The organism is Azoarcus sp. PA01 (assembly GCA_001274695.2).
In the GTDB taxonomy this organism is placed as follows: domain Bacteria; phylum Pseudomonadota; class Gammaproteobacteria; order Burkholderiales; family Rhodocyclaceae; genus Aromatoleum.
In genome coordinates this window covers 178,840-192,032 of the sequence record LARU01000001.1, presented here as the reverse complement: position 1 = coordinate 192,032, position 13,193 = coordinate 178,840, and the positions used below count along the sequence as shown (strand labels likewise).

Genomic DNA, 13,193 nt, shown 5'->3' with positions numbered 1-13,193 from the left:
TTTTCGCTTGGCGCGGTCACGAGCTCGGCGAGGTCGGTATTGCTCCACAGGGGTAGTCGGAGGGAGATCGATTCTGTCAACGTGGCGCGGCCCCGACGGCAGTCTGCTGGGCTTGCGTTTTATATCCAAACGGATATGATTTAAGCCATGAAGCTACTTCGATTCCTCGGCGACTCGCTCAAATGTCTGCGGGAGTTTCCCGAGGATGCCCGGCACGATGCCGGCTACCAGCTAGACAAGGTGCAGCGCGGCGAGCAGCCTGACGACTTCAAGCCGATGCCGAGCATCGGCAAGGGCGTCGAGGAACTTCGAGTATGGGACGACTCGGGCACGTACCGCGTGATCTACACCGCACGCCTGGCCGATGTCGTCTATGTGCTTCATGCTTTTCAGAAGAAGACGCAGGCCACCGGCAAGCGCGACGTGGATCTGGCCCGGAAGCGATACACTGACCTGATGAGAGGTGCCGAATGACCAATGCAGAGACTTTCAGCAGCGTGTGGGACGCTGTTGCCGATACCCCCCAGCAAGCCGCCAACCTTCAAGCACGGGCCGAACTGATGCGGCAAATCGCCGCGATCATCAAGGCGGCCGAATGGACGCAGGCCGAGGCGGCCGAGCACTGCGGCGTTACCCAGCCGCGCATCAACGATCTGCTGCGTGGGCGCGTTTCGCGTTTCTCGCTCGATGCCTTGGTGAATATCGCCACGGCCCTCGGCCGGCGCGTGCACCTGGAACTCGAGGCGGCCTAGTACTACAACCGGAGTTGTTCTCAGGCCCCCGTTCTCTTAGCCCAGTGACATTGCTTGGCGCGCTGCTGGTGTCGGCGTCGCCATCGTGACCACATGCGGATAGCCGCCGGCGCGATTCTGCGAACCAGGACCAACGCGACGAGCAGCCGGCGTACTTCGGGCACGGTGAGCGGCAAGAGCGCGCGCCACAGCGCGGGACCGGCTTTTTTTCCCGCTGCTGTGAGCGCGTACCACCGCCAGGTAGGCATGCGCGAGCAACGCGAGGGTGATGTGTCGATACCAGCCGTTATAGCGGCGCACTTCGTACTGATCCAGGCCGACTTCGCCCTTGGCCTGCTCAAATCCAGATTCGATGGTCCAGCGGCTGCCGGCGACCTCGACGAGTTTCTCGAGCGTCGTGCCGAGCGGGGCGTACGTGACGTAGTAGGCACGCTCACCATGGCGCCGCCGGTGGCGCCGGACCAGCAATCCGAGAATGAAGCCCTCGCTTGGCTTTGCCTGCCGATATGCCCATTCATACAGACGCGGCCCCTTGGCGCCTGCCCCACAACTGATCTTCCCGCCAAGCGTCGGCGGGTAAGGACGCGGCGTGCTCGGCGACCGTCTGGTACGGCCATCCCCATACTTGGCCGCTCGTGACGGCCAGGACATAGCCGCGCCCGGCTGGAACAATCGTCTGCCGCAGCGACCACGTGCTGCCATAGACGCTGTCGGCGGTCACCCAGGCAAAGGGCACCGCCGTCTCGATGGCGCGCTCGAGCAGGGCCTGGCCAATCTGCGGTTTGATATGGAAGGCAACTTCATGGGGCACGTGCCTTTCGCGCCGCTGTTTCGCATCCTGCGCCCACGATTTGGGCAGGTACAGTTCGCGGTCGATGAATGCATAGCCCTGTTGGCTTGCATAGGTCATGAATACGCCGATCTGGCAGTTCTCGATGCGCCCGGCCGTGCCCGAGTACTGGCGTTGGACCCCGACGCTGTGCTCGCCCTTCTTGACGAATCCGGTCTCATCGAGCACCAGCACCCCATCCGGATCGCCCAAGTGCTCAATCACATAGGTCCGCAATTGGTCTCGCACCGCATCCGCGCTCCAGCGGGTGCGTGCCAGAAAATCCTGCACGCCATCGGGACTGCGGTCGCCCGCAGCCTCAGCCAACTGCCAACCGTTCTTACGCTCGAGCGGTTCGAGCAGAACGCGAAGATACACCCGCGCTCGATCACGCGGTTCGCTGCGCGCAAAACAGTCGGCGATTCACTCGTTGACGCGCTCGAACTCCGACTGCCACGCTCTTACTCAGAAGACAGTTAGTTAGGTAACTCTTTCGTCCATAGTTTGAACGTAAGATGCTGAAAATAAGTAAAAATACATTGTATTTTGTCGCCTTACTTCCCGTCTTCTGAGTAACAGTTTCGCTTGTATCTCTGAGCCTCCCATTTCTGGCTCTTACCGATCTGCAAACGACGTTCCCAACTCCGGCTGTAGTACTAGTGTGGGTTATTGCGCGACAGGTAGGCTCCCAGAGCATCGAGTTCGGCATCGCTGATCTCGGTCTTGCGGAAAAACGGCATGACCGAAATGCCGTTCCGCACGAATGCCTCGACGGTCTCGGGGGTCAGGTCGAGGCGCTGTTCCAGCGCCCCCGGCAGCGAGCCCTGATAGCGAAGATCAAGGGCCTGCGTTCCCGGATGACCGGGGCCGGTGCCGTGGCAGGAAACACACCATTCCTGGAATACTGCCTGGCCGCGCTCGGCCCCTGTCTGTCCGCTGGCTCCTACCGGGCAGGATGCAATCATTATCAACATGGCGGCGCACGCGCCAAGTAAATTTTTCATCATGAATTCTCCCGGTAGCGTTTGGGCCAGATCCCGCCACGCCCTGGCGCTAGGATACCGCGAGGGTCGATGGCGTCCTTGAGCTGCTCCTGGAATTTCAGCAGGATGTTGTTGTTGAAGGAGTAAGTTGCTGCAACCGCATCTTGGAATATGGGGGCAGTGCGATATTCTGACCAGCCGTTTTCGGCGGCTAGTTTGATCAGCTTGTTGAAGTCGTCTATGGATTTCCTGTTGCGCTCCTTGTCGGAACGGGAAACGAAAACCGGGAACAGGTAAAGGTAGGTGCGGTACTGCCATGACATCGGGACGTTGGTGACGCTGATTGGGGCCGAGGTGATGTTCATTTCGCGCGCGGCCTTGGTGAAGACCCCGTGTGCGTAGATGAATTCTTCACCATTGCGCGGGACGATCGGTGAAAACCATGCATGGCCGTCTCCGGGTTGCGGCATCGCCGCGGAGCGCGCGCCGATAGAAAAGATCGACATGTTCGGAATGCCCAGCGCGACCTTGTTGCGGACCTTCTTGATGGCTTCCGGGTTTTCGAGCGGAAACGCATAGTTTTCGATTTCTTCGAAGCGGACGCCGGGAATGGAGGCGAAAACCGTTTTTTTCGCGTATTCCCAGTTGGCAAAGACGGTCTCCTTCGGGCCGTAAAAATTCAGCACGACGTTCCAGAATTCGTGGCCCTGTTTTTCGGCGTAGGCCTGGTATTCCTCGACCGATGAGCCACCCGGATGGCTGTTGAGCGCCATCAGTTCAGGCGTGGGTTTGTATATCTCCGGCTCCATCTGCATGCAAAGCGGATCCATCGGGCAACTGTAGCGCGGATGGCCGACCAGGCCCTGGTCTTCCATCTTGTTGACGCCGTCGATCAGAGGGATCAGGTCGCGGTATTTCGGGACCTTCACCAGGCAACTCAGGAAGTGATCCGGCTGCGGTTGCATCCAGAAGCCCATCTTGGTGACGATGCCGAAATTGGACTGAGCAAACAGGCCATCGACATAGGCGCCATAGCCGTATTTGTTTTCAGCCCAGGTCTTGGAACCCGGTATCGCCGCCATGCCGGTGCGCATGACCTCGCCGTCGGGGAGCACCACTTCCATGCCGCAATGAGAGCCGAAGTGGTCGCGATAATTCATCCACGTGTAGCCCACGCCATGGTCGAGCGCATTGCCCAGCGGGCTGCCCCAGCCGGGTCGGGTACGTCCATCATGACCTTGAAGCCGCGCTCATGGATGTACTTGTACAAATCGAAGTAGGAGACGCCCGGCTCGACGATGCAGAAGTTCCTCTTGTCATCGACTTCGATGACCTTATTCATGCGCTTGAGATCGACAATGACGTTGCCCGCCATGTTCGGAGCAGAGCCGCCGTAGCCCAGGTTCTTGCCGGTGGAAATGGCGAACAGCGGGATACTGTATTTGGCGGCAACGCGTACCACGCCCTGGACCTGCTCGACATTTTCCGGAGCAACCGCCGCGGAAGCGACCAGTTCATTGGGCTCTCCCCACTGCAGGGAATAGGCATCCCGGTAAAGATGCATGTCCTCGTCGCTCATGAAAAGCCATTTTTCACCCACGACACGACGAAATTCTTCTAGTGCGGCGTTAAAGTCTTCAGCCTTGACGTCTTTCGGAAGTTTCATTAGAGGATCCTCTCGACAGTATCAAAATCATTACATGCGGAAGCAAAGGAAGACTGTGGGGCAATGACCCACGAAACCAGCGGGATATTGCCGTGATCGCTGCCCGCTCCGGGGCGGGACCGCGCCATGATCGACGTTGCTGATGAAGCCTGTTCCGCAGCGTGACAATGGGACAATATTCCAGCCACGCAAACGCCAAGGCTGACATCCCGCGAAATGGCGGCTTCGAACGCATTCAGCATGGGAGCGGGGCCGGACAACCGATGTTCGAGATGGCCGTGGGCCTGGACGTCATGGCGAGCGCGAAAAATGACGCGCAAACCATGATCCCAGCCCAGGCGTTCGAGCACGAACAGAGCGCTGGCGTGGGTCAGACCGGCAATCGCCACGGGCGCGCGCTGCCACTGTTCGGCAAGGTGATCCATCCAGAATCCGGCGACGTCTCCTTCGATGTCATGGATCGAGTGGCCTTGCTGCCTCGCTGCAGCGCCAAAAGCTGCGCTGGCGGAAAAACCGCCGTCGTAGATTGCGGAAAAAAGGGACAAGGAGGTCTTGTCCTGGCCAAGGGCTGGAGCGGAAGAGAGGGCGGGGAGCGAAACTCCGGCAAGTGCCAAACCTCCCATTGCCATCGACCCTTGTAGAAAAACTCTTCTCGAGATCACTGTGAGTCTCCAGGAAGGCTATCGGGATGCGGTCAAAATTCCAGGCATATTTTCCCGAAGTGCCGTCCCGCCTGTTGCAGACGGAACGCATCGGCGATGTTTTTGAGCGCGAATGAGCGGTCGATGACTGGCGTAATCCCGGTCGCTTCGATGGCACGGACCAGTTCGTTCTGATGTTGCCGATTGCCGACAATCAGCCCTTGCAGGCGCTGCTGGCGCTTCATCAGCGCCGCCGTAGGCACGGACCCTGCTCCCCCTGTGAGCACGCCGATCAATGCGATGTGACCTCCTATCCGGCAGGCCTGGATCGATTGAGCCAAGGTGCCGGGTCCTCCGACTTCGACAATGTGATCGACGCCGCGGCCGCCGGTGAAATCGAGCACGCGCGAAGCCCAATCCGTTTCACGGCGGTAATTGATGACGTGGTTGGCGCCGAGAGCTTTGACACGCTCGAGTTTTTCGTCCGAGGAAGAGGTCGCGATCACGGTCGCGCCCATCGCCTTGGCGAACTGGAGCGCAAAGATCGAAACGCCGCCCGTACCCAGCACGAGTACGCTGTCGCCGGCTTTCAGGCCGCCGTTGCAGATCAGCGCACGCCATGCGGTGAGTCCGGCCGTGGTCAGCGTGGCGGCTTGCGCGTGGCTGTAGTGACGCGGTGCGTGCGTGAAGGCAGTCGCTGGCCGAACGGCGAACTCGCATGCATAGCCATCGGCGCCGTCGCCGGGAGTGGTCGAGAAGTCAGCGATGCGGGGCTCGCCCTCCAGCCACTGCGGAAAGAAAGTCGAGACCACGGCATCGCCCACGGCGAATTCATCGACTCCTTCACCGATTGCCTCGACCACTCCGGCGCCATCGGACATCGGGATGCGCCCGTCGGCCGCGGGCATGGCGCCGATGACGACCCCAAGGTCGTGGAAATTGAGGGAACTGGCGTGAATCCTCACTCTGATCTCGCCCGGTCCGGGCTGGCCAGGATCGGGAAGCTCGACCAGCTCAAGGCGGTCGAGGCCCGCGGGGTTACGTAATCTGATCGCTCTCATGCAATTTACCTTTTGTGAAAAGCGCTGCGGTATTTGCTGCCCGCTCAGCTGCTGAAAACAGCGACTTCGCCGGTCGTGTTGTCGAGGGTCATGAGCGTATCGACATGCCTGAGCGTGGGGCGGCATCCAAAAGTCTTTTCGAACGCATGAAGCATTTCTGGCGTGAAGAAAGCTTCCGCGCACGACAAGTTTTTCCAGATGTAAACGCTCGTCCCCGTGCCGTCGGACGAGTCGTAGCAGAAATATTTTTTCAACAAGCCTTCGGTGTTGATGAATTTTTCCCGGGCTGCTTGGAATTTTTCAAGGATTTTTTCCCTGCCCAGGGCGGAAGGAAGCTTGTATTCGACAATTGTCGTGATCACGATCCCACCCTCGCTCGAATAAAGTGAATGCGATTCCGATCAGGCGTTTTTCCCGTACAGGGTCACGACACAGGCGCCGCCCAGCCCCAGATTATGCTGAAGCGCAAGGCGCGCGCGATCCACCTGCCGCGCGCCGGCTTCCCCGCGCAATTGCGACACCAGTTCCGTACATTGAGCGAGGCCGGTCGCACCCAGCGGATGCCCTTTGGACATCAGCCCGCCGGACGGATTGATGACGTATTTGCCGCCGTATGTGTTGTCGCCGCGCGCGATGAAGCCTTCGGCCTCGCCCTCGCCGCAGAGTCCCAGCCCTTCGTAAGTGATGACCTCGTTCGAGGTGAAGCAGTCATGCAGCTCGACGACGTCGACGTCCTGCGGGCCGATCCCCGCCTGCGCGTACACCTGCGCGGCGGCGTTGCGGGTCATGTCGGCGCCGGCGAGATCGATCGAATTGTCGTTGCGGGCCGGACGGTCGGTCGCCATCGCCTGGGCGAGGATCGGGATGCCGCGGGTGAGGCCGTGACGACGGGCGAAGGCTTCGCTGCACACCACCGCCGCGGCCGCGCCGCAGGAAGGCGGGCAGGCTTCGAGGCGGGTCAGGTAAGGGGCGAAAATCACCGGCGACCGCATGACCTCGTCGACGGTGAGCGGCTGGTTGAACATTGCCAGCGGGTTGTTCATCGCGTGCTTGCGGGTCTTCACTGCCACCTTGGCGAAGATGTCGGGATTGGCGCCGGTCTTTTCGATGTAGGCCAGTGCGGCGGAGCCGAACAGGCGGTGGGCGTTGGATGCCGGCGGTACGCCCGGCACGATCTTTTCGAGCTGATCTTCCATCTCGAGCAGCGGCGAAGTACGGTCGTTCCACACCGCGCCCAGCGCGCCCGGGCGCATTTCCTCGAAGCCGAACGCCAGCGCGCAGTCGACGCTGCCGGAGAGCACCGCCTGGCGGGCGAGGAACAGGGCCGACGAGCCCGACGAGCAGTTGTTGTTGACGTTGAACAGCGGGATGCCGGTCATGCCGACCCGGTACAGCGCGGCCTGGCCGCAGGCGCTGTCGCCGAAGACGTAGCTGGCGTAGGCCTGCTGGATCTTGTCGTAGGGCACGTCGGCATCCGCGAGGGCGGCGCGAATGGCTTTCGACGCCATGATTTCGTAGGGCTCCTGGGTGCCGGGCTTGACGAACTTGACCATGCCCACCCCAATTACCTGAACCTGCTCGGACATTGATATTCCTTTGATTGATTTTAATGGGCGATGACGGTCATCGTGCCAGGTAGCCGCCGTCGACCGCGTAATAACTGCCGGTGACGAAGCTGGCCTTGTCGCTGCTCAGCCAGGCGACCAGATTGGCGACTTCCTCGGTTTCGCCGAGGCGGCGCAGGGCGTGCATCTGTTCGAGCTGCTTGCGCGTTTCGGGAGGAACGTTCTGGACCAGCGTGGTATTGATGAAGGCCGGGCCGACCGAATTGATGCGGATGCCCTTGCTGCCATATTCCCAGGCGACCGTTTTCGTCAGGCCGACAACGCCGTGCTTGGCGGCGGTGTACGGGGTGATTCCTTCGATCCCGATCTGCCCGGCGATGGAGGAAATATTCACGATCGCGCCGCCGCCGGTTTCGAGCATCGCGCGCAGCTGTGCGCGAACGCCGTAGAACACGCCCGACAGGTTGATGTCGATGACGCGTTGCCACTGGGCATCGCTCGTTTCAGCCGTGGGGGTGAATTCGCCGCTGATGCCGGCGTTGTTGCAGGCCACGTCGAGGCGGCCGAAGTTGCGTTTGGCCGCGGCGATCAGGACGTCATGGTCTTCGGCGCGGGCGGTGTCGGCGCGCTGGAAAATGGCCTTTCCGCCCTTGGCTTCGATCAGGGCGAGCGTTTCCCGGCCCCATTCGTCATTGATGTCGGAAACGACGACATTTGCGCCCTCGGTAGCGTAGGTGAGGGCAATGGTGCGGCCGATGCCGTTGCCGGCCCCGGTGACGAGTGCGGTCTTTCCTTCGAGCAGCATAATGTTCTCCTTTGGTCTGGCTTGTCCGGGCGGGTGGGGGATCAATTAATCGTCATGCCCCCGTCCACCACGATTTCGGTTCCGGTGATCCAGCTCGATTGTTCGCTGGCGAGGAAGAGGGCGGCGTTGGCAATGTCGCCGGGGACGCCGGTGCGGCCGATGGGATAGGTTTCGCGCATTTGCAGCAGCGCCGTTTCGCGATCGGCGAAAACTCCGAGGCCGACGAAATCATCCACGAGCTTGCTGCCCATGTCGGTATCGACCAGGCCCGGATGGATCGAATTGACCCGGATGCCGTGGCCGAGACGGCCGCACTCGACCGCGGCCGCCTTGCTGAGCAGCCGCACTGCGCCTTTCGAGGCGCTGTACACGCCCAGCGCCGGGGTGCCGATCAGTCCGGCTACCGAGGACAGGTTGATGATGCTGCCGCCTTTGCCCGCGATTCCGCCCGGGCGCATCATCCGGATGGCGTGCTTGTGGCCGAGGATCACGCCGGCCACATTGACGGCGAGGAGCCGGTTGATGTCGGCGAGCTCGACGTCGGCGAGGAGGCCGGTCTGCTCGATGCCCGCGTTGTTGACGAGGATGTCGAGCCCGCCGAACTGCGCGACTGCGTGTGCCAGCGCGCGTTCCCATTGCGCTTCGTCGGCGACGTCGTGGTGAATGAATGCGGCCCTGCCGCCCTGGTCCCGGATCTGTGCGGCAAGCGCCTCGCCGCGTGCCTCCTGGACGTCCCCGAGAAGCACCGACGCGCCTTCCTCCGCGAAAGCCCGGGCAATCGCGGCGCCGATTCCCGCCGCCGCACCGGAGACGTAAGCGACTTTTCCAGTCAGATTCTGCTTCATGCAATGCACCTCCGCTGCCCGGTCATGAGCGATGGGCCAGGTCGATTCCCGACTTGCCCGGCGACAGGATGTTGTTCGGATCGAAGAGCTGTTTCAGGTCGTGGCAGATGTCCCGGAACGGCCCGAGCTTGCGCATCAGGTAGTCGCCGGTGGACAGTCCGGTGCGGTAGGGCAGGTAGCCGACCTCGCAGTAGCGGTCGTACATTTCCCGCTCGCACAGCTCGGCGCGGCGGCGCTCTTCGGCATCGCTGCGATCGAACAGCAGCCAGATGATATGGTGCAGATCGCGGCCGGTCCCCAGGATCAGCTCCGCGGCATAATGGAAGCCGTACTTCGCGTAGGTCTCTTCGGCGATCCGGATCTGCTGTTCGACGGCCTCGTTAGTGACCGGAGCGACCGGCGAGATCCACAGCGCCCCCGCCTTGCCTTCCCAGTCCGACATGTCGAATTCCCACAGCGGCTCGCCGCGCATCGCCTTTTCCCGTGCCCGCCAGTAGGGGCTCGCCGCCTGTTCTTCCGCACTCAGGAAGCGGCAGCCGGGAAGGGCCGAGCGGAACGCGTCTTCGACGATTCCGCGATAGGTCCGGACGGTTTCCGGCAGGCCGTAGAGCGCGCCGGCGAAGTTCCATTCACCCAGCGCGTACGTCTCTTTCAATGCCTTCAGGGTTTCTGCCGGGTAATCGAAGCGCCGGCTGACCCGGGGCAGGATGTTTTTCCCCTCGCCCCAGCACGCCGTCAGTCCCAGCGCCTTGCGCACGTGGGTGACGCAGGCACCGTTGGGGATGACCATGTTGAGCTTGAGCGGACGCAGGATTTCGACCGCCTTGTAGGCCGCCTCCGGATCGTCCATGGTCACCGCGAGCGGTTCGTAGGCCGGCGGGCGCGGCATCAGCCAGAAGCCGGCTTTGGTGACGATGCCGAAATTGGACTGTGTAAACAGGCCGTCGAGCGACGGTCCGTAGCCCCACTTGAAGACCTGCCAGGTCTGCGAGTTCGGTAGCGTTCCGGTGCCGGTGCGCAGCACCTGTCCGTCGGCGAGGACGACTTCCATGCCGCAGCTGAAAAGAAACTTCTCCCCCAGCGGGGTGTACCCGGCGCCGCGCTCGGTGATGTTGCCCAGGCACGAGCCTTCGGGGCTGCCGCTCGGCACATCCATCCACAAGGGAATGTCGTTGTCCCTGAGGTAGCGGTAGAGCTGGGCGAAAGTGACGCCGGGCTCGACCAGGGCGTAGGCGAGCTCGACGTTGACCTCGAGGATTCGGTTCATCCTTTTGAGGTCGATGATGAGGGTCCCCGGGGTGGCGGCACAGGCCATGCCGTAGCCGCGGTTCTGCCCGCCGCTCAAGGTCCATACCGGCGTCTTGCAGGTGTTGGCAATCTTCAGCACCTGCTGGAGCTCTGCCGTCGATGCCGGCCGCACCACGGCGGCAGGCAGGATGTCGGCGGTGGCGAGCATGTTGACGGAATATCGCGACAGGGTTGCGGTGTCGGTCAGCAGATGTTCCGCGCCGACGACGCGCTCGATCTCCTTCAGTGCCTGTTCTACGGGCGGTTTCATTGCACTGCGCCTCCGTTGCGTGGATCGCTGGACCGGAATGTCCGGCTCGTACTGGAAAAAAGGGAAGGCCGCTGCGAGCCGGCGCCGGGGGGAAGGGATTGATCGGGCGCCGGATGCATGGCGGGCGCTAAAGCGTCTGGCCTTGGAGCACGCGCAGCAGCTCATCGACGCCGTGCACGGTCAGGTGCGGCCAGCGCGCCGGCGGCAGATGCGAGAACGAGTCCGCATCGCCCAGCCCGGTATGGACCGCGACCGCCAGCGCGCGGCCGCGGTGCGCCATCGGGACTTCCAGTTCGGGATCGTCGCCGACGACCGCCAGGTCCTTGGCCCGCACCCCGAGGCGGCGGGCCGCAGCGCTCAGGGCATGGATCGAGGGCTTGCCCACGACCTGCACCCGGCAGCCGGTCAGATCCTTGAGCATTGCCGAAATGGCCCGGGACGTGCCCAGCGTCTTGCCCGCCGCGGTGGCGAAAAACAGCGCCTGCGAAGCGCTGAAGGCCTGTGCCCCGCCCCAGACCGCGTAGCAGGCCGCTTCGAGGTTGTTCATGGTGAATTCGCGGTACCAGCCGATTAGCACCGCATCGGCCTGGGGCCGGCCCACCGGGGCGACGACCTCGATGCCCGCCTTGCGCAGCGGCATCGCCAGACCGTCGCCGCCGAGCACCAGCACGCGCTTGTAGCCGCGCTGGACGAACAGATCCACTGCGCTGCTCGCCGGTGTCATCATCGCCGCATCGGGCAGGGCGAAGCCGAGTTTGCGCAGGGTGGTGGCGTACTCTTCGGGCGAGCGCGTGGTGCCGTTTGTGAAGATGGCAAACGGAATGCCGCGCTCGCTCAGCCAGTGGGTGATTTCCAGCGCGCCCGGGAGCGGCTTCATGTCATGGTTACGCTCGTTGCCGAGCAGCAGCGTTCCGTCCATGTCGAAGACGAAACCGCGGGTGCGGCCGAGGCGGGCGAGCGTGGTCGCGGGAATGTCCGGTCCGGCAAAAGCGATGCTGTCGTCACGCATTGGCGTTCTCCTGGCTGCCGTTGCCGTGCAGTTCGAGGTGGAAATTGGGTTTGTCGATCACGATGTCGGAGACGCCCGGGCGGGTTTGCAGCTCGCGCAGCAGCTTCAGCACCGGTTGCACGTCGGGGTTGTAGTGGCGGCGCGCGGGGCCGGCGGCGATCATGGCCTCGACCTGTTCCGCCGGCATCGTCGCGCGCAGCAGGAACTCTTCGTCCGAAATGCCGGGCGGGAACTGGCGGCGCATTTCCGCCAGCGGCGGCAGCGGCGGCTCGTTCATCAGCTCCTTCGCGCGCGGGCGGGCCAGGATGCGGTCCTTCACCTGGGGGTCGATGACGCCGGTCGGGCGGCCGAAATTGCCGAGGACGTAGCGGATCACCTGGTCCGAGACGTTGGCGTAGCGTTCGTTGCCGATCACGTTGTAGAAGGCCTGCGAGCCGAGCATCTGCGGGAAGGGCGTGACCATGATCGGATAGCCCAGTTCGGCGCGCACCCGGCTCAGCTCTTCCATGACCTCGTCGAAGCGATGTTCGAGCTTCAACTCCGCGAGCTGGCGCCGGGTGGTCGAGATGTAGCCGCCCGCGGCCTGGTGGCGCAGGAAGGCGGCATCGAACTCCTGGGGCATGCCCACCGGCAGGTTCTCGGCGGCGGCGATACGGGTGAAGTAGTCCGACACCAGGGCCAGCGCACGGTCGTCGACGTCCACCGTGTGGCCCAGTTCGCGCAGGTTGGCGACGACGCGCTGCGCGTTCGGCAGCGCCGTGCCGCTGCTCAATGCGCCGCAGCCGACCTGCAGCACATCGATGCCCAACTCGGCGGCAGTCATGTAGGTGATCGGCGCCAGCCCGATGTTGCAGTGCGAATGCAGTTCCAGCGCCTTGCCCCCAGTTGCGCCTGGATCGCCGGGATCAGCGTGCGCGCCCGTTCGGGCGTCAGGATGCCGGCCGGGTCCTTGATGTAGAGGCGGTCGATGTCGGGCGAGCGGGCCAGCTGTGCGGCGAAGCTGGCGTAGTAGGCATCGTCGTGCACGACGCTGATGGTGTAGGTCAGGGCGGCGATGATCTCGCTGGCGCCGGCCTTGCGCATCATCTGCGCCGATTCGAGCATGGCCTGCGCATCGTTCATCGGGTCCATGACGATGAAGCGCGAAATGCCGTTGATCACGAGCCGGTCATACACGAGCTGCATGAACTCGGGGTGCTGGCTCTCCCAGGAGATGAAGCGCAGCCCGGTGCCGATGAATTCCAACGGGGTGTTGGGCATCGCCGCGTGGGTGAGGCGGATGCGCTCCCACGGATCTTCGCGGTGGGTCTTGATCGCCATCCCCATGTGCGTGCTCGAGGCGTAATTGATGGCACGGAAACCGACCCGGTCGAGGATCGGGGCGATCGACAGGATCTGCGGGGTATTGAGCCCGGTTGCGCCCCACAGGCTCTGGTTGCCGTCGCGGATCGAGGTGTCGATGAGCTGGAGATGGGCCAT

At 62.9% G+C, this 13,193-nt stretch carries 15 protein-coding genes and 1 pseudogene; 2 read left to right on the top strand and 14 right to left on the bottom strand.

Annotated features, from left to right (window positions below; translation table 11 throughout):
- The first annotated feature begins 147 nt into the window (after positions 1-147).
- Together PA01_00930 and PA01_00925 are read left to right on the top strand one after the other, a co-directional pair.
- Complete coding sequence (locus PA01_00930) at positions 148-474, top strand: type II toxin-antitoxin system RelE/ParE family toxin (protein KON82621.1); 327 nt, start codon at positions 148-150, stop codon at positions 472-474.
- Positions 471-752 carry a helix-turn-helix domain-containing protein gene (locus tag PA01_00925; GenBank protein KON82620.1) on the top strand — a complete coding sequence of 94 codons (282 nt, stop codon included), beginning with the start codon at positions 471-473 and terminating at the stop codon, positions 750-752. The genes PA01_00930 and PA01_00925 overlap by 4 nt, the downstream gene beginning before the upstream one ends.
- 36 nt (positions 753-788) lie before the next feature.
- On the opposite strand, the pseudogene PA01_00920 reads toward PA01_00925, so the two are convergent.
- The 14 genes and pseudogenes from PA01_00920 to PA01_18380 form a co-directional block, all read right to left on the bottom strand.
- Positions 789-2,004: pseudogene (locus tag PA01_00920) on the bottom strand (IS701 family transposase).
- 233 nt (positions 2,005-2,237) lie between these two features.
- Complete coding sequence (locus PA01_18390; protein ID KON82670.2) at positions 2,238-2,588, bottom strand: c-type cytochrome; 351 nt, start codon at positions 2,586-2,588, stop codon at positions 2,238-2,240.
- The gene (locus PA01_00910) at positions 2,585-3,724 is read right to left on the bottom strand and encodes a hypothetical protein (GenBank protein KON82619.2); all 1,140 of its coding nucleotides are present in this window, start codon (positions 3,722-3,724) and stop codon (positions 2,585-2,587) included. Before PA01_00910 ends, PA01_18390 begins: the two co-directional genes overlap by 4 nt.
- Positions 3,721-4,230 (bottom strand): FAD-dependent oxidoreductase, encoded by a 510-nt coding sequence (locus tag PA01_00905; protein KON82618.1) that lies wholly within the window; start codon positions 4,228-4,230, stop codon positions 3,721-3,723. The genes PA01_00910 and PA01_00905 overlap by 4 nt, the downstream gene beginning before the upstream one ends.
- Complete coding sequence (locus PA01_00900; protein KON82617.2) at positions 4,230-4,775, bottom strand: hypothetical protein; 546 nt, start codon at positions 4,773-4,775, stop codon at positions 4,230-4,232. Before PA01_00900 ends, PA01_00905 begins: the two co-directional genes overlap by 1 nt.
- A gap of 149 nt (positions 4,776-4,924) precedes the next feature.
- Positions 4,925-5,932, bottom strand: a complete 1,008-nt coding sequence (locus tag PA01_00895) for an NAD(P)-dependent alcohol dehydrogenase (GenBank protein ID KON82616.1) — start codon at positions 5,930-5,932, stop codon at positions 4,925-4,927.
- Positions 5,933-5,976: 44 nt separating this feature from the next.
- On the bottom strand, positions 5,977-6,294 hold the full coding sequence (locus PA01_00890; protein ID KON82615.1) for a hypothetical protein: 318 nt from the start codon (positions 6,292-6,294) through the stop codon (positions 5,977-5,979).
- Positions 6,295-6,333: 39 nt separating this feature from the next.
- On the bottom strand, positions 6,334-7,518 hold the full coding sequence (locus PA01_00885) for a lipid-transfer protein (protein KON82614.1): 1,185 nt from the start codon (positions 7,516-7,518) through the stop codon (positions 6,334-6,336).
- Positions 7,519-7,555: 37 nt separating this feature from the next.
- On the bottom strand, positions 7,556-8,302 hold the full coding sequence (locus PA01_00880) for a glucose 1-dehydrogenase (protein KON82669.2): 747 nt from the start codon (positions 8,300-8,302) through the stop codon (positions 7,556-7,558).
- A 41-nt stretch (positions 8,303-8,343) separates the two neighbouring features.
- Positions 8,344-9,147 carry a glucose 1-dehydrogenase gene (locus PA01_00875; GenBank protein KON82613.1) on the bottom strand — a complete coding sequence of 268 codons (804 nt, stop codon included), beginning with the start codon at positions 9,145-9,147 and terminating at the stop codon, positions 8,344-8,346.
- 22 nt (positions 9,148-9,169) lie between these two features.
- Positions 9,170-10,705: an FAD-binding oxidoreductase gene (locus tag PA01_00870; GenBank protein ID KON82612.1), complete on the bottom strand. Its 1,536-nt coding sequence runs from the start codon at positions 10,703-10,705 to the stop codon at positions 9,170-9,172.
- 127 nt (positions 10,706-10,832) lie between these two features.
- Positions 10,833-11,714 carry an HAD hydrolase-like protein gene (locus tag PA01_00865; GenBank protein KON82611.1) on the bottom strand — a complete coding sequence of 294 codons (882 nt, stop codon included), beginning with the start codon at positions 11,712-11,714 and terminating at the stop codon, positions 10,833-10,835.
- Entirely contained in the window at positions 11,707-12,537 is an 831-nt protein-coding gene (locus tag PA01_18385) for a hypothetical protein (GenBank protein ID KAI5913752.1), read from the bottom strand. The genes PA01_00865 and PA01_18385 overlap by 8 nt, the downstream gene beginning before the upstream one ends.
- A complete protein-coding gene (locus PA01_18380) occupies positions 12,534-13,193 on the bottom strand; it encodes a hypothetical protein (GenBank protein KAI5913751.1) in 660 nt (219 codons plus the stop codon). The genes PA01_18385 and PA01_18380 overlap by 4 nt, the downstream gene beginning before the upstream one ends.

Excerpts from the sequence above, each read along its gene's own strand:
- PA01_00895 (KON82616.1), bottom strand. The coding sequence starts at position 5,932 with ATGAGAGCGATCAGATTACGTAACCCCGCGGGCCTCGACCGCCTTGAG.
- PA01_00925 (KON82620.1), top strand. The coding sequence starts at position 471 with ATGACCAATGCAGAGACTTTCAGCAGCGTGTGGGACGCTGTTGCCGAT.
- PA01_00875 (KON82613.1), bottom strand. The coding sequence starts at position 9,147 with ATGAAGCAGAATCTGACTGGAAAAGTCGCTTACGTCTCCGGTGCGGCG.
- PA01_00905 (KON82618.1), bottom strand. The coding sequence starts at position 4,230 with ATGAAACTTCCGAAAGACGTCAAGGCTGAAGACTTTAACGCCGCACTA.
- PA01_00910 (KON82619.2), bottom strand. The coding sequence starts at position 3,724 with ATGAATTATCGCGACCACTTCGGCTCTCATTGCGGCATGGAAGTGGTG.
- PA01_00930 (KON82621.1), top strand. The coding sequence starts at position 148 with ATGAAGCTACTTCGATTCCTCGGCGACTCGCTCAAATGTCTGCGGGAG.
- PA01_18390 (KON82670.2), bottom strand. The coding sequence starts at position 2,588 with ATGATGAAAAATTTACTTGGCGCGTGCGCCGCCATGTTGATAATGATT.
- PA01_00880 (KON82669.2), bottom strand. The coding sequence starts at position 8,302 with ATGCTGCTCGAAGGAAAGACCGCACTCGTCACCGGGGCCGGCAACGGC.
- PA01_18385 (KAI5913752.1), bottom strand. The coding sequence starts at position 12,537 with ATGACTGCCGCCGAGTTGGGCATCGATGTGCTGCAGGTCGGCTGCGGC.
- PA01_00885 (KON82614.1), bottom strand. The coding sequence starts at position 7,518 with ATGTCCGAGCAGGTTCAGGTAATTGGGGTGGGCATGGTCAAGTTCGTC.
- PA01_18380 (KAI5913751.1), bottom strand. The coding sequence starts at position 13,193 with ATGGCCCATCTCCAGCTCATCGACACCTCGATCCGCGACGGCAACCAG.
- PA01_00870 (KON82612.1), bottom strand. The coding sequence starts at position 10,705 with ATGAAACCGCCCGTAGAACAGGCACTGAAGGAGATCGAGCGCGTCGTC.
- PA01_00865 (KON82611.1), bottom strand. The coding sequence starts at position 11,714 with ATGCGTGACGACAGCATCGCTTTTGCCGGACCGGACATTCCCGCGACC.